Source organism: Sinomonas sp. B1-1 (assembly GCF_050474465.1).
Taxonomy (GTDB): Bacteria; Actinomycetota; Actinomycetes; order Actinomycetales; family Micrococcaceae; genus Sinomonas; species Sinomonas flava.
Genome location: NZ_JBCHVF010000001.1, coordinates 695,391 through 718,498 on the forward strand (window position 1 = coordinate 695,391; position 23,108 = coordinate 718,498).

At 72.7% G+C, this 23,108-nt stretch carries 19 protein-coding genes; 11 read left to right on the top strand and 8 right to left on the bottom strand.

Going from position 1 to position 23,108, the window contains the following annotated elements:
• Nucleotides 1–69: 69 nt before the first annotated feature.
• The 3 genes from ACQ5BE_RS03275 (at nt 70) to ACQ5BE_RS03285 (ending at nt 5,017) form a co-directional block, all read left to right on the top strand.
• Entirely contained in the window at nt 70–3,267 is a 3,198-nt protein-coding gene (locus ACQ5BE_RS03275) for an efflux RND transporter permease subunit (RefSeq protein WP_430295453.1), read from the top strand.
• A gap of 128 nt (nt 3,268–3,395) precedes the next feature.
• Nucleotides 3,396–4,538 carry a CE1758 family FMN-dependent luciferase-like monooxygenase gene (locus ACQ5BE_RS03280; protein ID WP_430295454.1) on the top strand — a complete coding sequence of 381 codons (1,143 nt, stop codon included), beginning with the start codon at nt 3,396–3,398 and terminating at the stop codon, nt 4,536–4,538.
• Nucleotides 4,535–5,017, top strand: coding sequence for a MarR family winged helix-turn-helix transcriptional regulator (locus ACQ5BE_RS03285; RefSeq protein WP_430295455.1), 483 nt, complete (start codon nt 4,535–4,537; stop codon nt 5,015–5,017). The genes ACQ5BE_RS03280 and ACQ5BE_RS03285 overlap by 4 nt, the downstream gene beginning before the upstream one ends.
• 463 nt (nt 5,018–5,480) lie before the next feature.
• Here the strand turns inward: ACQ5BE_RS03285 and ACQ5BE_RS03290 are convergent, their stop codons facing one another.
• Nucleotides 5,481–6,284, bottom strand: coding sequence for a transglutaminase-like domain-containing protein (locus ACQ5BE_RS03290; protein WP_430295456.1), 804 nt, complete (start codon nt 6,282–6,284; stop codon nt 5,481–5,483).
• Nucleotides 6,285–6,299: 15 nt separating this feature from the next.
• Nucleotides 6,300–7,109 (bottom strand): hypothetical protein, encoded by an 810-nt coding sequence (locus ACQ5BE_RS03295; protein ID WP_430295457.1) that lies wholly within the window; start codon nt 7,107–7,109, stop codon nt 6,300–6,302.
• A gap of 41 nt (nt 7,110–7,150) precedes the next feature.
• Between ACQ5BE_RS03295 and ACQ5BE_RS03300 the strand changes: the two genes are divergently transcribed.
• The 6 genes from ACQ5BE_RS03300 (at nt 7,151) to ACQ5BE_RS03325 (ending at nt 13,619) form a co-directional block, all read left to right on the top strand.
• A complete protein-coding gene (locus tag ACQ5BE_RS03300) occupies nt 7,151–7,891 on the top strand; it encodes a DUF1684 domain-containing protein (RefSeq protein ID WP_430295458.1) in 741 nt (246 codons plus the stop codon).
• A 121-nt stretch (nt 7,892–8,012) separates the two neighbouring features.
• Nucleotides 8,013–8,738: a FadR/GntR family transcriptional regulator gene (locus tag ACQ5BE_RS03305; RefSeq protein ID WP_430295459.1), complete on the top strand. Its 726-nt coding sequence runs from the start codon at nt 8,013–8,015 to the stop codon at nt 8,736–8,738.
• 53 nt (nt 8,739–8,791) lie between these two features.
• Nucleotides 8,792–9,892, top strand: coding sequence for an asparaginase (locus ACQ5BE_RS03310; protein WP_430295460.1), 1,101 nt, complete (start codon nt 8,792–8,794; stop codon nt 9,890–9,892).
• Between the two features lie 31 nt (nt 9,893–9,923).
• The gene (gene aspA / locus ACQ5BE_RS03315; protein WP_430295461.1) at nt 9,924–11,345 is read left to right on the top strand and encodes an aspartate ammonia-lyase; all 1,422 of its coding nucleotides are present in this window, start codon (nt 9,924–9,926) and stop codon (nt 11,343–11,345) included.
• A 105-nt stretch (nt 11,346–11,450) separates the two neighbouring features.
• Nucleotides 11,451–12,983 carry an amino acid permease gene (locus ACQ5BE_RS03320; protein WP_430295462.1) on the top strand — a complete coding sequence of 511 codons (1,533 nt, stop codon included), beginning with the start codon at nt 11,451–11,453 and terminating at the stop codon, nt 12,981–12,983.
• 72 nt (nt 12,984–13,055) lie between these two features.
• Entirely contained in the window at nt 13,056–13,619 is a 564-nt protein-coding gene (locus tag ACQ5BE_RS03325; protein WP_430295463.1) for a GtrA family protein, read from the top strand.
• Between the two features lie 34 nt (nt 13,620–13,653).
• Here ACQ5BE_RS03325 and ACQ5BE_RS03330 read toward each other — a convergent pair whose 3' ends face one another.
• The 6 genes from ACQ5BE_RS03330 to ACQ5BE_RS03355 form a co-directional block, all read right to left on the bottom strand.
• Entirely contained in the window at nt 13,654–14,811 is a 1,158-nt protein-coding gene (locus tag ACQ5BE_RS03330) for a cysteine desulfurase family protein (protein ID WP_430295464.1), read from the bottom strand.
• Complete coding sequence (gene nadC, locus ACQ5BE_RS03335) at nt 14,808–15,755, bottom strand: carboxylating nicotinate-nucleotide diphosphorylase (protein ID WP_430295465.1); 948 nt, start codon at nt 15,753–15,755, stop codon at nt 14,808–14,810. The genes ACQ5BE_RS03330 and nadC overlap by 4 nt, the downstream gene beginning before the upstream one ends.
• Before the next feature lie 2 nt (nt 15,756–15,757).
• Entirely contained in the window at nt 15,758–17,425 is a 1,668-nt protein-coding gene (gene nadB, locus ACQ5BE_RS03340; RefSeq protein ID WP_430295466.1) for an L-aspartate oxidase, read from the bottom strand.
• The gene (gene nadA, locus ACQ5BE_RS03345; protein WP_430295467.1) at nt 17,422–18,744 is read right to left on the bottom strand and encodes a quinolinate synthase NadA; all 1,323 of its coding nucleotides are present in this window, start codon (nt 18,742–18,744) and stop codon (nt 17,422–17,424) included. The genes nadB and nadA overlap by 4 nt, the downstream gene beginning before the upstream one ends.
• 51 nt (nt 18,745–18,795) lie before the next feature.
• The gene (locus ACQ5BE_RS03350) at nt 18,796–19,596 is read right to left on the bottom strand and encodes an NUDIX hydrolase (protein ID WP_430295468.1); all 801 of its coding nucleotides are present in this window, start codon (nt 19,594–19,596) and stop codon (nt 18,796–18,798) included.
• A 139-nt stretch (nt 19,597–19,735) separates the two neighbouring features.
• Nucleotides 19,736–20,206 carry an Lrp/AsnC family transcriptional regulator gene (locus ACQ5BE_RS03355; RefSeq protein ID WP_344298411.1) on the bottom strand — a complete coding sequence of 157 codons (471 nt, stop codon included), beginning with the start codon at nt 20,204–20,206 and terminating at the stop codon, nt 19,736–19,738.
• A gap of 317 nt (nt 20,207–20,523) precedes the next feature.
• On the opposite strand from ACQ5BE_RS03355, the gene ACQ5BE_RS03360 reads away from it, so the two are divergent.
• Nucleotides 20,524–21,855, top strand: coding sequence for an amino acid permease (locus ACQ5BE_RS03360; protein ID WP_430295469.1), 1,332 nt, complete (start codon nt 20,524–20,526; stop codon nt 21,853–21,855).
• 325 nt (nt 21,856–22,180) lie between these two features.
• Nucleotides 22,181–22,996 (top strand): alpha/beta fold hydrolase, encoded by an 816-nt coding sequence (locus ACQ5BE_RS03365; RefSeq protein ID WP_430295470.1) that lies wholly within the window; start codon nt 22,181–22,183, stop codon nt 22,994–22,996.
• The last annotated feature ends 112 nt before the right edge of the window (nt 22,997–23,108 follow it).

Consider the following 23,108-nt stretch of genomic DNA (forward strand, 5'->3'; position numbering starts at 1 on the left):
GCGTCCCCCTTCGGGGCGCGGGCCGTTGAGCACCCATTCGTTCCGCCCACCCGACACGAAGAGGCCCCCATGTTCCGCCTCGCTACGCTCTCCATGGCGAACAGGGCCCTCATCGCCCTGATCACGGTCTTCGCCTCCGTCTTCGGCGTCATCACGGCCGGCAGCCTCAAGCAGGAGCTCATCCCGTCGATCGAGTTCCCCCAGCTCACGGTGGTGTCCTCGATGCCGGGCGCCTCCCCGGAAGTGGTCGACAGGCAGGTGGGCCAGCCGCTCGAACGGGCCCTCCAGGCGGTCGAGGGACTCGAGAGCTCCGCCTCGACCTCCCGCACCGGAGTGTCGACCATCCGGCTGTCCTTCGCCTACGGCACGAACCTCGACCGGGCACGCAACCAGGTGGACCGCGCGATCTCGACCGTGAAGCGGCAGCTGCCCTCCGACGTCGACCCGCAGCCGGTGGCGGGAGGCATCTCAGACTTCCCCATCGTGTTCCTGGCGGCCTCATCCGAGAAGTCCCTGAGCGAGCTCAACAGCCAGCTCGCCGAAGTGGCGGTGCCGAAGATCCAGAAGATCGCGGGCGTCCGCGGGGCCGACGTCACGGGCGGCGCGACCCGCCACCTCCAGATCACCCCGAACCCTGCCGCCCTGGCTGCCCGGGGCGTCGACGCGGGCGCCATCCGGACGGCGCTGCAGAACAACGGCGCGCTCACACCGATCGGCACGGTCCAGGGCGACGGCAAGACCCTCTCCCTCCAGGCGGGCAGCCCGCTCGACTCCCCGGACGCCGTCGCCGGCCTCCCGCTCACGGGGGCCAAGACCCCGACGGTGATCCGCGACGTCGCCGCCGTGGCCCTCGAGGATGACCCCGCGACCTCGATCACGAGGACCAACGGCAGGCCCACCCTCGCGATCTCCGTGACGAAGAAGCCCGAGGGCGACGCCGTGGCCATCTCCCACGCAGTGCGCGACCTGATCCCCCAGCTCGAGGCGGAGCTCGGCTCGGAGGCGCACCTCACCACCGTCTTCGACCAGGCGCCGTTCATCGAGAAGTCCATCAAGGACCTCACCACGGAGGGCCTGCTCGGGCTCGGCTTCGCGGTGCTCGTGATCCTGGTCTTCCTGCTCTCGGTCCGTTCGACGCTCGTCACGGCGGTCTCGATCCCGCTGTCGCTGCTCATCACGTTCATCGGGCTCTACGCGACCAAGTACTCGCTGAACCTCCTCACCCTCGGCGCGCTCACGATCGCGATCGGTCGCGTCGTGGACGACTCCATCGTGGTCATCGAGAACATCAAGCGGCACCTCGGGTACGGAGAGGAGAAGACGACGGCGATCCTCGCCGGGGTGCGCGAGGTCGCCGGGGCCGTCACGGCCTCGACTCTGACGACCGTGGCCGTGTTCCTCCCGATCGCCTTCGTGGGCAGCCTCGCCGGCGAGCTGTTCCGGCCGTTCGCGCTCACCATCACGATCGCGCTGCTCGCCTCGCTCGCGGTCTCGCTCACGATCGTCCCCGTGCTCGCCTACTGGTTCCTCGGCTACCGTCCCGCGGCGGGCACGAGTGCCGCCGAGGCGCGGGCCGAGGCCCAGGAGAAGGAGAAGTCCTCGGTCCTGCAGCGCGGCTACCTCCCGATCCTGCGCACGACCCAACGGCACCCCGTGATCACGCTCGTCGCGGGCGTGCTCGTGCTCGTCGGCACCTTCGCCATGACGCCGCTCCTGCAGACCAACCTCCTCTCCGGCACCGGGGAGAACTCCTTCACCGTGCGCCAGACCATGCCGCCCGGGACGAGCCTCGAGGCCACTGGGGCGGCGGCAGAGCGCGTCGAGGGCCTCCTGCGCGGCACCGACGGCATCCAGACGGTCCAGTCCACGGTCGGCAACTCGACCACCGGCTTCGGCGCCTTCCTCTCGGCGGGCGCCTCGAGCGCCACCTTCACGGTCATCACCGACGAGTCCCGCAACCAGGAGGCCCTCCAGAACCAGGTGCGCGACGTCGTCGGGCGCCTCGACGGCGTCGGCAAGGTGACGGTGGGGAGCCAGCAGGGCGGGTTCGGGACGTCGTCGACCGTGGACGTGACCGTCAAGGCCCCCGACGCCGAATCGCTCTCCGCGGCCAACGATGAGGTGCTCAAGGCCCTCGCTGACGTGCCCGGCGCCACCGACGTGACGAGCAACCTCGCCGCCGGTCAGCCGGTCGTCCAGGTGAGGGTGGACAGGGCCAAGGCGGCCGCGGCCAACCTCACCGAGCAGCAGGTCGCCGGCGCCCTCGCGGCCACCGCAAGCCCCGTGCCCGCCGGCACCATCCGCTTCGGCACCACTGACTACCCGGTGCGCATCGGCCGGGGGACGCCGTTCGCGAGCGTCGACGCGGTGAGGAACCTGCCGATCCCCGGGGCGCCGGGCGGCCTGACGCTCGGGGCCATCGCCACGGTCGAGCAGACGGATGTGCCGGTGACCGTCACGAGCACGTCCGGCCAGCGCACCGCGACCGTCTCGGTCTCGCCGAAGGACACGAACCTGGGCACCGTCAGCGCCGAGGTGCAGCGCCGGATCTCGGGCCTGAGCCTCGAGCGCGGCGCGACGGCGAGCGTCGGCGGGGCGAGCGCCCAGCAGGCCGAGTCGTTCCGGCAGCTCGGGCTCGCGCTGCTCGCCGCGATCGCGATCGTGTACGTGATCATGGTGGCCGCGTTCAAGAGCCTCGTCCAGCCGCTCATCCTCCTCGTCTCGATCCCGTTCGCCGCCACCGGGGCGATCGCGGCGCTGCTCCTGGCCCGGATCCCCCTGGGCCTTCCAGGCCTCATCGGCATGCTCATGCTGGTCGGCATCGTGGTGACGAACGCCATCGTGCTCATAGACCTGATCAACCAGTACCGCAGGTCCGGGCCGGGCAGGCCCGCGCTGGACCTCGCCGAGGCGATCGAGCGGGGCGCGCGCCAGCGGCTGCGCCCCATCCTCATGACGGCCCTCGCGACGGTCTTCGCGCTGACCCCGATGGCGCTCGGGCTCACCGGGGGCGGAGGGTTCATCGCCCAGCCGCTCGCCGTCGTCGTGATCGGCGGCCTCGTGTCCTCCACGGCGCTGACGCTGGTGCTCGTCCCCGTGCTGTACCGGCTGGTCGAGGGACGGCTCGAGCGCCGTCGCCTGCTCCGCGACCTCAGGCGGGCCCCTGCCGCGCCCGACGCCGCGGCGCCGACCCCCGCTGCCCCGGGGGGCGACTGGACCACGGGCCAGGTCCCCAAGGTGTCCGGGAGGCGGGCCGCCGAGGGCTGACGCTGACCGCGGGGCCGGCGGCGCGCCGTCGTCGGCCCCGGGAATGAACGGGGCCCGGGACAGGTTCAGATAGATGCAAACGCATATATCTTGCTAGACTGGCTGGCACCCGAGGAAAGGTCTCCCCCATGCAGTTCGGAATCTTCAGCGTCGGCGACGTCACGCTCGACCCCACGACAGGCCACATGCCCACCGAAGGCGAGCGCATCCAGGCCATCGTGAAGATCGCCAAGCACGCCGAGGAGGTGGGCCTCGACGTCTTCGCCACGGGCGAGCACCACAACCCGCCGTTCTACCCGAGCTCGCCCACGACGCTCCTCGCGTACATCGGCGCGCAGACCGAGAACCTCATCCTCTCCACGACCACGACCCTGATCACGACCAACGACCCGGTCAAGATCGCCGAGGACTTCGGCATGCTCCAGCACCTCGTGGGGGGCCGCACGGACCTCGTGCTGGGCCGCGGCAACACGGCGCCGGTGTACCCGTGGTTCGGCAAGAACCCGCAGGACGCGCTCGAGCTCACCATCGAGAACTACGCCCTCCTGCGCCGGCTGTGGGACGAGGAGACCGTCACGTGGAGCGGCAAGTTCCGCACGCCGCTGCACAACTTCACCGTGACTCCCCGCCCGCTCGACGAGGTCGCGCCCTTCGTGTGGCACGGCTCGATCAGGACGCCGCAGATCGCCGAGCTCGCCGCGTACTACGGCGACGGCTTCTTCGCGAACAACATCTTCTGGCCGAAGGAGCACTACATCCGGCTCATCAACCTCTACCGTGAGCGCTACGAGCACTATGGCCACGGCAAGGCCCACCAGGCGATCGTCGGCCTGGGCGGACAGTTCTTCATGCGAAAGAACTCCCAGGACGCCAAGCGCGAGTTCCGGCCCTACTTCGACAACGCCCCCGTGTACGGGCACGGCCCCTCCATGGAGGACTTCACGGCCCAGACCCCGCTGACCGTCGGGAGCCCGGCGGAGTTCCTCGAGAAGACGCTGGCCTTCCGCGACTACTTCGGGGACTACCAGCGCCAGCTCTTCCTCATCGACCACGCCGGGCTCCCGCTCAAGACCGTCCTGGAGCAGCTCGACCTCCTCGGGGAGGTGCTGCCGGAGCTGAAGGCCGGCTTCGCACAGGGCCGTCCCGCCGACGTCCCCGAAGCCCCCACGCACGCCGCACGGGTCGCCGCCAGGCTCGCGCGGGACGCCGCGTCCGACGACGGCGCCGCGCCGCAGGGGGCGACCGCAGCAGCGCCGGGCTCGCCTTCGTGACCGCAGCGCCCGACCCGGGCGGCCGGACCCCGACGGTGCGCGAGGCGGCCGAGGCCTGGGAGGCGCTGTTCCGTGCCCAGGTCGCCATCATGCGGCGCCTCGCGCGCGATCCCGCGTTCGGGAGCCTTGACATCAAGGAGTACGACGTCCTCTTCACCCTCAGCAAGTGCCCTGCGGGCGGGCTGCGGCTCAACGAGCTCAACGACCATGTGCTGCTCGCGCAGTCGAGCCTCTCGCGGCTCGTGGAACGGCTGGTGAAGCAGGGACTCGTCGCCCGGGAGGCGGCGCCCGGCGACGGGCGCGGCGTCGTCGTGCGGCTCACAGCGGAGGGCGAGAGGGTCCAGCGCGAGATCGGCCGGGCGCACGTGCGGGAGATCGCGCGGATCTTCGGCGATGCGCTCACTCCCGGCGAGCTCTCCGAGCTCCAGGACCTGTCCACGCGGCTCCGCTCCCGCGTCGTGGAGAACCACCCGCTCTGACCCCGGCCTCCCCGCCCCCGCCTCCTCCCGTTTCGGGTACGCCAGATCGCGCCTCCTCCCGTTTCGGGTACGCCAGATCCCGCCCGGCGCCGTCCTGACCACGCCGGCGACTCACGGGTGGCGGCTGCGAGGGCTCGTCTGAGACGGCTTGTTGCGGGTGAGACCGCCAGAAGAAGGCATCTCACCTGCAGCAGGGCGCCTCGCGGAGGTCCGAAGGGCGTCTCATGTGCGCTGAGGCGCCTCCCCTCCCGCCTCCCGCGCACGACGCCGCGCGCCGCCACCGCCGGGTTCGCACCCGCCGTCGTGCGTACCCGAAACGCGGCCAGCCGGGATCTGGCGTACCCGAAACGCCCACAAGGCGAAACACCCGTACCCGAAACGCCCAGAAGGCGAAAGAGCCGTACCCGAAACGCCCAGAAGGCGAAAGAGCCGTACCCGAAACGGCAAGGGCGGCGGGGGCGCGTCAGGCGAGGCGCTGGAGGCGGTGGGGGTCCTCGTCGGGGAGGGCGTCGGCCTCGGCGGTGACGGTGAGGCGCTTGAGGGTGAGGCGCCCCCCGACGGTCGAGAGGAACGCCGTGTCCGAGGAGTCCCGGCCGGCCGTGATGCGCAGCATCGACCCGCGCGGAGCGAGCCCGGTGGGGTCGATGACGTGCCACGCACCGTCGACGTAGGCTTCCGCCACGGCGTGGAAGTCCATCGGCTTCAGCCCCGGGGCGTAGACGGCGGCAATCCGGGCGGGAACGTCCTTCGCGCGCAGCAGCGCGACAGCGAGATGCGCGAAGTCGCGGCACACCCCACGCCGGTGCAGGAGCGTTTCGACGGCCCCGTCGGTCCCTCGCGAGGACCCGCTCACGTAGGCCAGCTGGCCGTGGACCCACTCGCGCACGGCCTGGACGAGCTCGGCCCCGCCGAGGGAGCCGAACTGCGCGTACGAGGTCGGCAGGAGGCGGTCGCTCTCGGCGTAGCGGCTGGGCCGCACGTACCGGATCAGCTCGATCTCATCGGCGGGCTCGGGCTCGCCGCTGCCGACCACGACCGCACGGTACTCGACCTCGACCTCCGCGGGCTCGTCGAGCTCCAGGACGTGGAAGCGGCCGCCGTGCCCGTCCAGCAGTTCGCGCGGAGCGAGCCGCTGGCCGCCGGAGGTCACGACAAGGTCCTCGTCGAGGGAGTCGTAGCCCGGGTTGCGGGCGACCGCGATGGCCATGGCGAGCTTGGTCCGCGCCGCTGTGGTGAACGAGAGACGGGCGCCGACGGTTCGCTGCATGGGGCTCCAGGAAGACTAGTTCTTCGGGGTGAACTTCAGCGACATGATCATGCGCTGGGCGTCGGCGAACTTCGCAGACGTGTGCACGTAGTCCGACGCTTGAGCAAGGCTATCGAAAGATGCCAGCGGCGCAACTCTGGCGCTGGGCGCGGGCGCGGTCACCTCGGTGACGTCCGCGAAGGAGTACCCGCCGACACCCGGCGGTCCCGGCACGATGTTCACGAGCTGGCACGCCTTCCCGTCCTGCGCCGCGGTGGCCACGCCGGTCAGGCCGAGCGACCCGAAGAACTTGTACCCCTGGATGACGCGGAACACGAAGCGCGGCGTGATCACGCCGGGCCCGTCGGTGAAGGGAAGGTCGACCGGGACGCTGTTGAGGACGGTGTAGGACCGGGCATTCGCGGAGTCACAGGCAGCGGGCGAGGGCAGCGGAAGGCCCGTCTTGAGCGCGGCGACGAACGCGCCGTCGGCCGTCTTGACCTCGATGTTGAGCGAGCCAGCGGAGGCTCCCTCGGCCGGCGCGGCGGTCTGCACGATCCACTGGGCCGGCAGGTCGAAGCTGACCGTCTTGCCCGGGTCGGTGTACGTCTTCCACTCCGCGCTCGTGGCAGCGGGCGACGGCGTGGCCTCACCGGAGCCGGAGGCGGACGCCGAGCCGCTGGCGGTGCTCGCCGCGCCTGTGGAGGCGGACGCCGTCGTGCCCGACGCCGAGGACCCGTCCGACGCCGAGGTGGCGCCGGTCCACACGGGCGCGGTCGAGCCGCCGCCGCACGCGGTGACAAGGAGCACTGAAGCCAGAAGGAGTGCCGGGGCGAGGCGTGCCATGGGATCACCCTAGCGAAGGCGGTCCGGGGTACTGTGGCGCCATGCGCGAACACGCGGACGACGGCGCCGCCGACGAAGTGGAGTGGGACGAGTCCGAGGCGGCCCTCGACCTCCCGCCGCACACCGTGGCCGACTGGCGCCTGAGAATGTTCTCCCTCTACGAGCGCGTGCGCGCCGCGGCGACGCCCCGCGACGGCCACGCGCTGTGGCGCAGCGGCAGGGGCCGGCTGATGGGCACGCACCCCGCGTCCCCGCTCCTGCCGCACGAGTGGGCGTCGTTCGCCGGGCTCCGCGTAGCCCCGTACGACCCCGCGTTCCGGTTCGAGGTCCCGCTCCTGCCCCTCGGGCGCGGGCAGGAGCGGCCGGTCCGGACCGGCACGGACGGCATCGTGCCCTTCGTGCGGATCGGCACGTTCGACCTGCCCGGCCTCGGCAGCCTCGCGGCCTGGCGGCACGCCGGCTACGGCGGCGGGGTCTTCGTGCCGTTCCGGGATGCGACGGCCGGCCTCGCAGGCGGCTCCTACGGCGCGGGCCGCTACCTCGTCGACACGATCAAGGGCGCGTTCCTCGGGGCCCGGGACGCCGTGGACCCCACGCACGACGGCGGCACCCACCCGACGCCGGAGCCCCACCTGCCGCTGTACGTGCTGGACTTCAACTTCGCGTACAACCCGAGCTGCGCCTACAACGAGGCCTGGGCGTGCCCCCTGCCCGGCCCCGAGAACCGTCTGCCCGCGGAGGTCCCGGTGGGCGAGCTGTACCCGCACCTGACCCGGGGATAGGCGGCGGCGGGCCTCCCCGCGCGCCCGCCCTGCCTTTCCCGTGCCGCCGCCGTCTCGCGCCCCGGCCTCGTCGCGCGCCCCCGCTTGACAGCCCTCTGTGACGCCTGCCATAGTTCTGGACGTGAACCTGTCCGACAGCCCGACACCTCGACAGCTGGACCAGCCCGGGGCCGCCCGCCGGCCGCTCGCCCGGCTCAGCGCGGCCGAGGCGGTCCTGGCCGACCTCCGCGGCGAGATCGAGGCCGGCGGCGTCCCGGTCGGGAGCAAGCTGCCCTCCGAGGCGGCCCTCGCGGCCCGCTACGGGGTGAGCCGCTCGGTGGTGCGCGAGGCGCTGCGCTCCTGTGCCGCGCTCGGGCTCACGCAGACCCACACCGGCCGGGGGACGTTCGTCGTCTCGTCCCGCGCGTCCGGCGACCTCGTCCTGGGGCGATACTCGGCGCGTGACCTGACCGAGGCCCGCCCGCACATCGAGGTCCCCGCGGCGGCGCTGGCCGCCCGGCGCCACACCCCGGAGGATGTCTCCGCCCTCAAGGGCATCATCGAGGAGATGTCCGTCGAGGACGACCCCGCGGCGTGGGTGGCCCTCGACGCCTCGTTCCACGGGCTGATTGCCCGGGCCAGCGGCAACAAGGTCTTCGAGAGCGTCGTCGCGGAACTCCGCGAGGCGCTCGCCCACCAGTCCGAGACCCTCAACCTCGTGGCCCACGACCGCCAGCGGGCCTCCGACGTCGAGCACCGCGCGATCGTCTCCGCCATCGAGGCGGGGTCCGCGGAGCTCGCGAGCGCGGCAATGGCCGAACACCTTGCCGCAGTCGACCGCGCCCTAGGGACGCTCATCGGCCGCTGAGCCGACCCGGCCCTGCATCCGCCCCCCACGACACCGGAAGAGACCATCCCTCCATGCGCAGCCCTGCCCTGACCACGCCCGCCGCCGAGACCGACGAGGAGAACCCCACTGCCTCCGCCGGGGCCACGGTCCTGCCGGCGCTCCCGGCGCACGTCCCGCTCGCCGCCCAGGTGCGCGGCGGCGTCGTCGAGGGGGTCCACTACGGGAGTGTCGCGGCGACGGAGGCGGACGGGTCGCTCGTCTTCGCGGCCGGGGCGTCCACGGTCCCGTTCTTCCCCCGGTCCGCACTCAAGCCGCTCCAGGCCGTCGCACTCGTCCATGCGGGGCTCCGCGTCAGGGACGCCCTCCTGGCGCTCGCCGCCGCGAGCCACAGCGGCTCGGCGGCCCACCGCGGCGGCGCCCTCGAGATCCTGCGGCAGCACGGGCTCACCGCCGAGGCGCTGCGCAACACGCGTGACCTCCCCTACGGAGCCGCCGAGCGCGAGGACTGGCTCCGCAGCGGCGGCAGGGCCGACCGGATCTGCCAGAACTGCTCGGGCAAGCACGCCGCCATGGCGGCCGTGTGCACGCTCAACGGCTGGGACGCCGACACCTACCTCGACCCCCAGCACCCCCTCCAGCTCCTCGTCGCGGAGACCATCGCCGAGCTCACCGGCGAGACGCCATCCGCGTGGACCACCGACGGCTGCGGCACGCCGCTGCCCGCCCTCACCCTCGCGGGGATGGCCCGCGCGTACGGCCGCCTCGCCGCAGCGGGTGCCGCGGCCCCCGCGCACGACGGCGACGACGCGCACCCAGGTGCCGAGGCCGCCGTCGCCCGCGCCATGACCCGCCACCCCGAGATGGTGGCCGGCGAGGGCCGCGACGTCACCGCCCTCATGCGCGCCCTGCCCGGTGCGGTCGCGAAGGACGGCTTCGAGGGCGTCCAGCTCGTCGGCCTGCCGGACGGGCGGGCGGTGGCGGTCAAGGTCTCCGACGGCGGCGACCGGGCCCGCATGCCCATCACCGTCCGCGCCCTCACGGCGCTGGGTGTCCCCGGGGCGGCGTCCGGGGGCGCGCTCGCGGCCCTGGCAGCCCAGCCGGTCCTCGGAGGGGGGCGTCGCGTCGGCGAGCTCGTCGCGCTCGAGGCGGCCTTCCCGGCGTCGGCACTCTGACCCCTCCCACACCAGAACCCGAAAGGCACCCATGACCTCGACCACCCTTGCCCCCTCCGCGGGAGTGCGGTCCGAGCACGACCTCCTCGGCGACCGAGACGTCCCCGCGGACGCATACTGGGGCGTGCACACCCTCCGCGCCGTGGAGAACTTCCCCATCACCGGCCAGCCCCTCTCCCGCAACGGCCACCTCGTGCGCGGCCTCGCGGCCGTCAAGCTCGCCGCCGCCCGCGCCAACCGCGAGCTCGGCCTCCTCGACTCGGAGCGCGGCGACGCGATCGAAGCGGCCTGCCGGGAGATCCTGGACGGGCGGCTCGGGGAGCAGTTCGTCGTCGACGTCATCCAGGGCGGTGCCGGCACGTCGTCGAACATGAACGCCAACGAGGTGATCGCGAACCGCGCCCTCGAGCTGCTGGGCCGCGAGAAGGGCGACTACGCCGCGCTGCACCCGAACGACCACGTGAACCTGAGCCAGTCCACCAACGACGTCTACCCCACGGCGGTGCGCGTCGCGACGGTGGCCGGGATCGAGGAGCTTCTGGCCGCGCTGCACCGGCTCGAGTCGGCCTTCGCCGAGAAGGCGGCCGAGTTCCGGACGGTCGTCAAGATGGGGCGCACCCAGCTGCAGGACGCCGTCCCCATGACCCTGGGCCAGGAGTTCGGCACCTACGCCGTGACGATCGGCGAGGACCGCGAGCGCCTGCGCGACGCCTCGGCCCTCATCCACGAGATCAACCTGGGCGCCACGGCGATCGGCACCGGCCTCAACGCCCCCGCGGGCTACGCCGAGGCGGCGTGCCGCCACCTCGCCGAGGTCACCGGGCTCCCGCTCGTGACCTCCCCGGACCTGATCGAGGCCACCCAGGACATGGGCGCGTTCGTGCACCTCTCCGGGGTGCTGAAGCGCGTCGCGGTCAAGCTGTCGAAGATCTGCAACGACCTCCGTCTCCTCTCCTCGGGCCCGCGGGCCGGGCTCGCCGAGATCACCCTCCCGGCCGTCCAGTCCGGGTCCTCGATCATGCCGGGCAAGATCAACCCGGTCATCCCCGAAGTGGTCAACCAGGTGGCGTTCGAGGTCATCGGCAACGACGTCACGATCACCCTTGCAGCCGAGGGCGGCCAGCTCCAGCTCAACGCGTTCGAACCCGTGATCGTGCACAGCCTCCACAAGAGCATCACGCATCTCGCGGCGGCGTGCGGCACCCTGACGGATCGCTGCGTGCGGGGCATCACGGCCAACGCGGAACGCCTGCGCGAGGGCGTCGAGCAGTCCATCGGCCTCGTCACCGCCCTGAACCCCCACGTGGGCTACGCGGCGGCGACCCAGATCGCGCAGGAGGCCCTCGCGAGCGGACGCGGCGTCGCCGAACTCGTCCTCGAGCGCGGCCTCCTCACCGCCGAGCGGCTGGAGGAGCTCCTGCAGCCCGAGCGGCTCGCGAACCTCACCGCGTAGCTCGGCAACGGCGGCCCCCGGCTTCGCGGGGCCGCCCCAACCATACCCCTCAGCAGAACCCCCTCCCCCTGTCTGCACCCTGTCCACACAACCGAAAGGACGCGGATGTCATCCGTCGACCCCACCCGGGCCAAAGGCGGCCTGGAGATCCCGGACCACCTCGAGGACCACGGCCACGCGCACGCGGCCGACCATGTCCTCCACGCCGAGGATGCCGGCTACCACAAGGGCCTCAAGGCGCGCCAGATCCAGATGATCGCCATCGGCGGCGCGATCGGCACCGGCCTGTTCCTCGGCGCCGGCGGCCGCCTCGCCGCGGCCGGCCCCTCGCTCGTGCTCGCCTACGCGATCTGCGGCGCGTTCGTCTTCCTCATCCTGCGCGCGCTTGGCGAGCTCGTGCTCCACCGCCCCTCCTCGGGATCCTTCGTCTCCTACGCCCGCGAGTTCTTCGGCGAGAAGGCCGCCTACGTCTCCGGCTGGTTCTACTGGATCAACTGGGCCATGACCACGATCGTGGACACCACGGCTGCCGCGCTCTACATGCACTTCTTCGGCCGCTACGTCCCGTGGATTGCCGCGGTCCCGCAGTGGCTCTGGGCGCTCATCGCCCTCGTGCTCGTCCTCGCCCTGAACCTCGTCTCGGTCAAGGTCTTCGGCGAGATGGAATTCTGGTTCGCCCTGATCAAGGTCGCCGCGCTGGTGTCCTTCCTCGCCCTGGGCATCTACTTCGTCCTGTTCGGCACCCCCACCGGCGCACCCACCGGCTTCTCGCTCATCTCCGACCACGGCGGCATCTTCCCCATGGGCATCGCCCCGATGATCCTGCTCATGCAGGGCGTCGTGTTCGCCTACGCCTCGGTGGAGCTGGTCGGCACCGCCGCCGGCGAGACGGAGAACCCCGAGAAGATCATGCCCAAGGCCATCAACTCGGTCGTCTTCCGCATCGCGGTGTTCTACGTCGGCTCGGTCGTCCTGCTCTCCCTGCTGCTCCCCTACACCTCCTTCGAGAAGGGCGTGAGCCCGTTCGTGACCTTCTTCGGCTCGATCGGGGTCCAGGGCGTGGACGTCATCATGAACCTCGTGGTCCTCACCGCCGCCCTGTCCTCCCTCAACGCGGGCCTGTACTCCACCGGCCGCATCCTGCGCTCCATGGCCGCGGCCGGCTCCGCGCCGAAGTTCGCGCTGCGGATGAACAAGGCCGGCGTGCCGTACGGCGGCATTGCGATCACTGCCGCGGTGTCGCTCCTGGGCGTGCCGCTGAACTACCTCGTCCCGGCAGACGCCTTCGAGATCGTCCTGAACGTCGCCTCCGTGGGCATCCTCTCCACCTGGGCCACGATCGTGCTGTGCCAGATCCAGCTGGCCCGGTGGGCCCAGAAGGGCTGGACCCAACGCCCTGCCTTCCGGATGCCCGGCGCCCCGTGGACCGGCTACGTCACCCTCGTGTTCCTCGCCGCGGTCCTGGTCATGGTCCTCATCGACTCCCCCTGGACGCTCCTGGCCACCGCCGTCGCCTGCGTGCTGATGGTGATCGGCTGGTACGCGCTCCGGCAGCGGATCCACGAGATCGCCGAGGCCCGCGAGGGGTACACCGGCGCCGCCCCGATCGTGGCCAACCGGCCAGCACCCCGCCCGTAGGGGCGGGCCCCGCTGTGCCTGGGCACACTCCCGGCACAGCGGCGGCACAGCGAAGCATGAGAGTCTGGCTCCATGGACCTCCAGCCGACTGAGACGACGGCCCCGGCAGGATCGGCGATCGCGCCCTCCCGCCGGGGCCGTCGCCCGTCGGGGCCCCTGGCGGGCAGCCTTGCAGCGGGCAGCCCTGCAGCGGCCAGCCCCACGGCGGCCAGCCCTGCCCTGCGGCTCTGGCGCGTCCCGCTGGCCCGGCAGCTGGCGCGCTTCACCGGCGTCGGCATCGTGTGCACGCTCAGCTCGCTGGCCCTGTTCGCCCTGTGCCGGCCCTGGTTGGGCGCGCAGGCCGCGAACGCGGTGGCGCTCATCCTGACCTCGATCATGAACACCGGGCTGAACCGCCGGTTCACCTTCAAGGTCCGCGGCGCCGAGCGCCTCGCCAAGGACCACCTCAACGGGCTCGTGGCGATGGCGGTCGCGCTCGCCCTCACCTCCGGAAGCCTCGCGGTCCTGCACTGGATGGACCCGTCCGCAGGGGTCGTGGCGGAGCTGTGGACGACGACGGTCGCGGGCTGGGCCGCGACCGCCGTGCGGTTCGCGCTCCTGCGGCTGTGGATCTTCCGCCGGGCGCGGGACGCCTGAGGGGCGCCCCGGACCCTCAGCTACGCGCGGAGCGCTAGCGGTGCGCGATCCCGGCGACCGCCGCGCAGGCGTCGGCGAGGGCAGCCGCGGCGCGGCCGAGGTCCTCGGCGGTGGCCGATCCTGGCAGGGTGAAGCGCACAGCCGTCTGCGCGACGTCGGAGGCGATTCCCATCGCGGTCAGGACGTGGGAGGGCTCGCTGGAGCCCGCGGCGCACGCCGAGCCCGACGAGCACACGACTCCCCGCCGCTCGAGCTCGAGCAGCACCGACTCCCCGCTCACCCGCGGGAAGCAGAACGACGCACTCCCGGGGAGTCGCTCGGTCGGGTGTCCGGTCAGGGTGGCATCGGGCACAAGCTCGAGCACCCGGGAGATGAACCCGTCGCGCAGCAGCGACAGGCGCGCCGCCGCCGTCGTGCGCTCTGCCTCGGCGAGGCGCAGGGCGGTGGCGAGCGCGACGGCGCCCGCGACGTTCTCGGTGCCCGAGCGCAGCCCGCGCTCCTGGCCGCCGCCGTGGACGAGGGGCTCGACCGCGATGCGCCCTGCAACGAACAGCGCCCCCACGCCCTTGGGAGCGCCGAGCTTGTGGCCGGAGACCGAGAGCGCGTCGACGCCGAGGGAGCGGACGCCGAGCGGGAGCCAGCCGGCTGCCTGGACGGCGTCGGTGTGGAGCGGGACCCGCGCGGCCCGGGCGACGGCGGCCAGCTCGCCGACCGGCTGGACGGTGCCCACCTCGTTGTTGGCGTACATCACCGACGCGACGGCGGTCTCGGGACCCACGACGGCGGCGAGCGCCTCGGGCGTGACGCGTCCCTGCGCGTCGACGGGCACGAGGTCGACAGCGAAGCCGTGCAGGCGGGCCAGGCTCCGCGCCGACTCGAGGACCGCGGGATGCTCGACGGCGCTGACCGCCACACGCGTGCGCCTGGGGTCGGCGGCACGACGGGCGAGGGCGATGCCCTTCACGGCGAGGTTGTCCGCCTCGGTGCCCCCGGAGGTGAACGTGACCTCGGACGGGCGGCAGCCGAGGACGCCGGCGACGTCCGCGCGCGCTCCCTCGAGGCCGTCCCGGGCCCGGTCCCCGACCTCGTGGTGGCTCGAGGGGTTGCCGAAGTCGCCGGTCAGGTACGGCCACATGGCCTCGAGCACCTCGCGGCGCACGGGGACCGTCGCGGCGGCGTCGAGGTAGATCACGGGGCCTCCTGCCCCGTGGGGCCGCCGATGACGAGGTCGAGGCCAAGGTCGAGGTTGACCACGGAGTGGGTGAGCGCCCCGACCGAGATGACGTCGACTCCGGTGGCCGCGATGTCGGCGACGGTGTCCAGGGTCACGCCGCCGCTCGCCTCGACGGTGGCGCGCCCCGCCACCATCTCCACTCCGGTCCGGAGGTCGGCCAGGGAGAAGTTGTCGAGCATGATCGTGTCGACCCCGGCGGCGAGGACCGGCTCGATCTGCTCGAGTCGGTCCACCTCGACCTCGAAGTGCGTGGTGTGGCCGAGGCGGTCCCGTGCGCCCCGGAGCACGCCGGTCAGCCGGGACGGGTCTCCCCCGGTGAGGACGGCGAGGTGGTTGTCCTTGGCCATGACGGCGTCGGAGAGGCTGAAGCGGTGGTTGCGTCCGCCGCCGCAGCGCACGGCGTACCGCTCGAGCTCGCGCAGCCCGGGGGTGGTCTTGCGCGTGTCCACGATCTTGGCCTTGGTGCCGCGGGTGAGCGCCACGTGCTGCGCCGTCTGGGTCGCGATCGCGCTCATGCGCTGGACCAGGTTGAGCACGACCCGCTCCGCGGTGAGGATCGACTGGGCGCGGCCGGTCACCCGGCCCAGGACGGCGCCCGCGTCGAACGCCTGCCCCTCGGCGACGAGCACCTGCACCTCCGCGGCGGGATCGTGCAGCGCGAAGCCGGCCTCGACCACCGGTCCGCCCGAGAAGACGCCCGGGACGCGTGCGCGGAGCTCGGCCGTGGCCCGCGCGGCGGACGGGATGAGCAGGAGCGAGGTCAGGTCGCCGCTGGGTGCGTCCTCGGCGTAGGCGGCCTCGAGGACGCGGCGCAGCGCGGCGGGCGCGAGCGGGATCGGCGCCGGCGTGTTGCCGGCGTCCCCGGCGGGCGAGGTGGATGTGGCGGTGGCTGTGGCTGTCATTCTCACGAGGTCCTTCCTGCGATTGCGGGCGCGCGCACGACGTCGATGCTCGCCGCCGCGCCGAGGCCGTCGGCGCGCCGCGGGGGGGCGTCGAGGCGGAAGTGGGAGCCGAGGGATTCCCCGCGCGCGGCAGCGGCCGCTGCCAGGAGGCGTCCGAGGGTCAGGAGGTTGGCCGTCTCCGGCTCGTCGGAGGCCCACGAGCCGAGGGCCGCCCGGAGCCGGTCCAGGCCTTCGCGGTCCCTCAGCACGCCGGCGTCGGCCTCCATGGCGGCGGCGAGGCGTGCACGCCCGGCAGCACCGGCCAGGAGGTCTCGGGGCGTGCCGGGGTCCTCGGCCTCAGGGGAGAGCACCGCATGCTCTCCGGCCGGGGATGGACCCTGCCACGCTCCCCCGACGCGTGAGAGGGCGTGCTCCACCGCACGGGCCGCGAACACCGCGCCTTCGAGCAGCGAGTTGGAGGCGAGCCTGTTGGCACCGTGGACCCCGGTGCACGCCGTCTCACCCGCCGCGTAGAGGCCCGGGACGCTCGTGGCGCCGTCGAGGTCCGTCGCGACGCCGCCCATCCAGTAGTGGGCCGCGGGGCCGATGGGGAGCGGCTCACGCCGCCAGTCGAAGCCGGCCGCGCGGGTCATGGCGTCCAGGCCGGGGAAGCGCCGCGCGAGGAACCCCCGTCCGTGCCGTTCCTCGAGCCCCGTGGCGTCGAGGAACGTCTGGCCTCCGCCGGCGCGGGCGTGCAGGGCGAGCGCCCGGGACACGGCGTCCCGCGGGGCGAGCTCGCCGAGAGGGTGGTAGTCGCCCACGAAGCGGCGGCCGGCAGCGTCCCGGATCACCGCGCCCTCGCCCCTGACCGCCTCGGACACGAGCTGCGAGCGCAGGCGGCCGTCGGCGTCCCTCGTCTGGAGCGCGGTGGGGTGGAACTGGTAGAACTCGAGGTCGCGCAGGACGGCGCCGGCGCGGTAGGCGAGGGCCACGCCGTCGCCCGTCGCGACGGCGGGGTTCGTGGTCTGCGCGTAGAGCTGGCCCGCTCCCCCGGTGGCGAGCAGGACGGCGTCGGCGGAGATGCGGCCCGACGCGTGGGGTGCGGCCGCCCCGCCGGCCAGCGTGTACGCGACGCCGACGGCCTCCCCGGCCTCGAGGAGGATCTCGGTGACGGCCGCCCCTTCGAGGACCTGCACGCGGCCCTCGGCCTCGAGCCGGCGGAGCGCGGCGATGAGCGCGAGACTGATCCCGGCGCCGCTCGCGTCCCCGCCTGCGTGCAGGATCCGCGGGAAGGAGTGGGCGGCCTCGAGCCCGAGCGCGAGCCGCCCGTCGACGTCGCGGTCGAAACCGACGCCACGGGAGACGAGTCCCTCCACGGCGCCGGCGGCCGCGGCGCACATCGCCTCAATGGCGCGACGGTTCCCGTGGCCCGCGCCCGCCGCGACGGTGTCCGCGGCATGGCTCGCCACCGAGTCACCGGGCACGCACTGGCCCTCGGGCAGGACGGCGGCGAAGCCTCCCTGGGCGAGCATGCTGTTGGAGTCGGCGAGCCGCGCCTTGGTGAGGAGCACGACGTCGGCCCCCTCGCCCCGGGCGGGATCGGCGGCCCGGATCGCGCCCATGAGCCCCGCGACCCCGCTGCCGACGACGACGAGCCGCCGGCGCCGGGCCGGCGCTGGACGGGTGGTCATGGGCGCGCCGCCAGCATGCGCTCGAGGGCGACCCGCGCGGTGGCCGCGACGTCGGCCGGGACCTCGATGCGGTTGCGGACCTCGCCCTCGACCAGGCCCTCGAGCACCCAGGCGAGGTACCCGGGGTGGATCCGGTACATGGTCGAGCACGGGCAGATCACGGGGTCGAGGCAGAAGACGGTGTGCTGCGGGTACTCGGCCGCCAGGCGGTTGACGAGGTTGACCTCCGTGCCGATCGCGAACACCGTCGGCTCAGTCGCGCCGGCGATGGCCTTGCGGATGTAGTCGGTGGAGCCGTGCTCGTCGGCGGCGTCGACGACCTCCATGGGGCATTCCGGGTGGACGATCACGCGGACGCCCGGGTGCTCCGCGCGGGCCTGCTCGATCTGGGCCACCGTGAAGCGCTTGTGCACCGAGCAGAAGCCGTGCCACAGGATCACGCGCGAGTTCAGAAGCGTCGCGGCGTCGTTGCCGCCGAGGGGCTTGCGCGGGCTCCACATCGGCATCTGCTCCAGCGGCACGCCCATGGCCTTGGCGGTGTTGCGGCCGAGGTGCTGGTCCGGGAAGAAGAGGACGCGCTGGGCGCGCTCGAAGGCCCACTCCAGGACCGTGGCCGCGTTAGAGGAGGTGCACACGATCCCGCCGTGCTCGCCGCAGAAGCCCTTGAGCGCGGCCGAGGAGTTCATGTAGGTCACGGGGATGACCGGGACCCGGCCCTCGGCGTCCGGCTCGGTGCCGAGCACCTCTTCGAGCTGGGCCCATGCCTGCTCGACAGAGTCGATGTCCGCCATGTCCGCCATCGAGCAGCCTGCGGCGAGGTTGGGCAGGATGACGGCCTGGTCTTCCCGGGAGAGGATGTCGGCGGTCTCGGCCATGAAGTGCACGCCGCAGAAGACGATCGCCTCGGCGTCCGGCCTGGTGAGCGCGGCGTTGGCGAGCTGGAAGGAGTCGCCCACGAAGTCGGCGTGCTCCACCACTTCGTCCCGCTGGTAGAAGTGGCCGAGCACGACGACGCGCTCGCCCAGGGCCTCCTTCGCGGCGGTGATCCGGGCCCGCAGCTCGTCCTCGGAGGCCTCCCGGTACTCCTGCGGCAGCTGGCCCTGGCGGGGCGTCGACCGCGGAGCGGCGTCAGCGACGGAGGCGCCGGGGCCGTAGGCGGGCAGGCCGCGGAGGGCCTCGGCGGCGTCGAACTCCCAGGGGCCCTTCGCGAGGTCCGCGCCGCACGTGCTCGCGCCCGCGCCGCCGAGCACGCGAGCCTCGGACGACGCTGCGGCTTCGGCGCGCGTGATGAGGCTGATGGCGGTGGCGACAGATGTCATGGCGTGCTCCTGGGACGGGCTGGGGTTGGGGGCGGAGGGGTCGGATGGTGGCTAGGACTGGGTGCTGCCGGGGCCGGGGCCGCCGGGGGTCGCGTCGAGCGGCCCGGTGTACCGGTAGAGCCGGGGCGGCCGGTGCCGGCCGCCTTCGAGGAACTCGTCGGTGGCCTCGATCTGGGGCGCCGACTTGAGCTGGCGGCGGAAGTTGGCCGGGTCGAGGGACCGGCCGAGGACCGCCTCGTAGACCTCGCGGAGCTGGGCCAGGGTGAAGGTCGGGCCCAGGAAGTGGTAGGCGATCTGGGCATACTCGATCTTGGTGCGCACCCGCCAGAGCGCGTAGTCGACGATCTCGCGGTGGTCGAAGGCAAGGCCTCCCTCCCCGGCACCGGCCGTGTCCGCGCGGTGCCACGCGACGTTTTCGTCGCCGCCCTCGCCCCCGACGGAGAGCTGCGCCTCCGTGGCGCGCACGAGGGCCCAGTACACGATCGACACGACGCGCTGGCTCCCGCGCTCGGGCCTGCTCGAGCGGTTGAGGCCGCCGAAGGCGTAGAGCTGTTCGAGGTAGGCGGGCGCGAGGCCGGTGGTCTCGAGGAGGTTGCGCCGCGCGGCGTCCTCGAGGGACTCCTCGGCGGTGAGGGGTCCGCCGGGCAGCGCCCACTGGCCGCGGAAGGGCTCCTTGATGCGCCTCACCAGGGGCAGCCAGAGCGTCGGGGCGCCGTTGGCCAGCCGATCGGGCTTGAGGGCGAAGATCACGGTCGAGATGGCGAGCGACGGCGGCAGCTGGGCGCGCTCCGAGACGTTCGCGCCGGCGGGGACGCTGGGCCGCGGAGGCGCTCCGAAGAAGATCTGGCTCATCCCCGTGCCTCCCTTCGCATCGGCAGCTCGTTCACCGGCAGTTAAAGTCAATCTGACTCTAAGTCATGATACGCGCATCCGGGACCGTGGGCAAAAGGTGACGTTGCGCCAAGGCAGCGGGGCGCGAGGCCGCAGGACGTCAGGAACGCGCAGCTGCCTCGAGGAGGGGAAGCGTGCGGTCCTCGAAATGGGTGTTGAGCACGATGACCGAGGAGGACCGCAGCACGGCCTTGGTCGCAGTGACGGCGTCCAGCACGCGCTGGAGGTCCGAGTTCGACTTCGCCGCCACCCGGGCCATGAGGTCGCTGTCGCCCGAGACGGTGTGCACCTCGAGGACCTCTGGGATCCGGGAGAGCGCCTCCGCCACCGCCTCGTGTCCCAGGTCCTGGCTGATGGTGAGGGAGCAGAACGCAACGACCGGGAAGCCGAAGGCCCGGGGATCGGGCTGGGGCACCCAGCGGGAGATGACGCCGCTCGAGACCATCCGGTCGAGCCGTGCCTGGACCGTTGCGCGCGCCACGCGGAGGATGCGGGAGGCCTCCAGGACGCTCATCCTCTGCTCGTCGCTGAACAGCCGCACGATCTTCGCGTCGAGCTCGTCCACCTTCATCTCTGCCTCCCTGGTCGGCATCCCACCGCGCCGATGCCACGATGCTACAGATTGATGCACCCCCCTGCATGCACTGCGCATTATGTCCAATGACCCCGCGAGGCGGGCGCGGATTCTGCACACCCTGCACAGGGGCGTGAGGTGCACCACACACACGACGGCGAAAGGCGCTATGGTCAGTGCGTCCTCTGGCCGGCCAGCCTACCCGGCGGCACCGGCCATCGCAGATCCGAAAGACGGAAATGACAGCTACGCACACTGCAGACAGCCGCGGCACCGCGTCGACGACGACGCCCGCGCCGAGGCTCGGACACTCGATGTCACCGCGCCAGCTCACGATGATGGGGCTCGGCAGCGCGATCGGGGCAGGCCTCTTCATCGGCTCGGGAGCCGGCATCAAGGCGGCCGGCCCCGCCATCCTCATCTCGTACCTCGTCGCGGGAACCCTCATCATCATCGTGATGTGGGCCCTCGGCGAGATGGCCGCCGCCAATCCGAACAGCGGCGCCTTCTCCGTGTACACCGGCAAGGCGCTCGGCGGCGTGGCCGGCGCGACCGTGGGCTGGCTCTGGTGGTGCCAGCTCGTCGTCGTGATCGCGGCCGAGGCCCTCGGGGCTGCGGGCCTCCTCGCGACGGTCTTCCCGGTGCTGCCGGTCTGGCTCATGGCCTTGGCCTTCATGGCCGTCTTCACCGCCGTCAACCTCACGGGCGTGCGCAACTTCGGCGAGTTCGAGTTCTGGTTCGCCCTGCTGAAGGTCGCCGCCATCGTGGCCTTCCTCCTCGTGGGGGCCGCACTGCTGTTCGGCTGGATCCCCTCGGTCGCCTCGCCGGGCCTGAGCAACTTCACGGACCACGGTGGCTTCGCGCCGCAGGGCATGGCCGGCATCGCCACTGGCCTCTTCGTCGTCGTGTTCGCCTTCGGCGGCACGGAGATCGTCTCGGTCGCCGCCGCTGAGACGCGGGACCCCGCCCGCAGCGTGGGGCGCGCGGTACGGACCGTCGTGTGGCGGATCCTGGTCTTCTACATCGGCTCCATCTTCGTCATCGCGGCCGTCCTGCCGTGGACGTCCGACGGCCTCAAGAGCCCCTTTGCCGCGGTCCTGGACGCCGCAGGCCTTCCGGGCGCCGCAACCGTCATCACGCTCGTGGCCGTCGTCGCCCTCCTGTCCGCGCTCAACGCCAACCTCTACGGCGCCTCGCGCATGGTCTTCTCCCTCGCCGAGCGCCAGGACGCCCCCCGCATCCTGGCGAAGCTCACGCGCACGCGCGTCCCGGCGGTCGCCGTCGTCGCCTCGGTGGTGTTCGGCTTCGCCGCAACCGTGCTCGAGCTCGCGTTCCCGGACGCGGTCCTGCCCGTCCTGCTCAACTTCGTGGGCTCGACGTGCCTCATCGTCTGGGGCTCGGCCCTCGTGTCCCAGCTCGTCCTGCGCCGGCGCGCCGACGCCGCCGGCGAGGCGCTCCCGCTGCGCATGCGCGGCTTCCCGTGGCTCACGGGGCTGGGCCTGGCGCTGCTCGCCGCGATCTTCGCGGTCGGGCTGGTCGGCGAGGACAGCCGCATCCAGCTCCTGAGCACGTTTGCCCTCGTGGCCGCGGTCGCGGGCGCCCTCGCCCTCGCGCAGCGCCGACGGAACACCGTCCCCGCGGACTGATCCGTCCCGCCTCCGCGCGCCCGCCAGGCAGTCTGTGAGCCCAGGCAGTCCGTGCAGCGGCCCCCGGGATCCACCCGGTCGCCCTGCGCAGGCTGCCTGGGCTTTCGACCGCCTGTGCGGCGTCTCCGCCCCGCCGTGGTGCCCTTCGTCCAGAACAGCGGCTCGGGCCATCTCCGTCCCGACCGGGCGGCGGGTATCGTCGGGACTGTGCGGTCCCGGGGGGCGCCGAAGCGGCAGGTACAGCTGAGCGCGGACCGTGATGACGACCGAGCCGGCGACCGCCGGCGCCCCGACGCCGGGGCCTGACGAGGGGATGGTGCCCATGATGGCAGGACAGCACGCGGGAGCGGCCCCGCAGCACACGGTCGAGGGGACGGACCCCGGCCTCAACGTCCTCGTGGCGGAGCCCGAGACACCGGCCGGCGTCCCGCCCGTCCTGCTCATCCACGGCTTCGCCTCCTCGGTGGCGCTCAACTGGGAGCAGAGCGGCTGGGTCTCGACACTGCTCGAATCGGGCCGACGCGTGATTGCCGTCGACCTGCCCGGCCACGGCCGCAGCGCCGCACCGGAGGACGTCGACTCGTACACGCCGAGCCGCATCCGCGCGGACCTCCTGCAGATCGTGACCGATGCGGGCGCCCGGCCGATCGCCGACGGCCACCCCGCGAGCGGGCTCGACATCGTGGGCTACTCGCTGGGGTCACGGCTGGCATGGGAGTTCGGCGCGACCCAGCCGTCGCTCGTCCGGCGCCTCGTCCTCGGCGGCCCGAGCAGCCGCGACCCGCTCGCGGAGTTCGACCTGCCTGCCGCCCAGCGCTTCCTCGCGGACGGCACCCCGATCGACGACGAGTCGACCGCCGCCCTCGTGACGATGGCCCAGGCCTCGCCCGGCGCCGACATGTACGCGCTGCTCTCCCTCGTGGAGGGCATCAAGGAGGAGCCCTTCGACGCGGCGGAGGCGGTCCCGCGGCAGCCGGTGCTCATGGTCGCCGGCGAGAAGGACGAGCGCGTCGGCGCCCTCGAGGTGCTCCGTGGCCTCGCCCCCGGTGCAGAGGTCGTCATCGTGCCGGGGCGGAACCACATCAACGTCGTGACCGCGCGCGCGTTCAAGGAGGCTGCACTCGAGTTCCTGAGCCGCTGACGGCGTCCTCGGCTCTCTGCGGCCGTCTGGGAGTCACGTCCTGGGAGTCACGTCCTGGGAGTCACGTCCTGGGAGTCACGTTCTGGGACTTCGTTCTGCGACGGACCGGAAG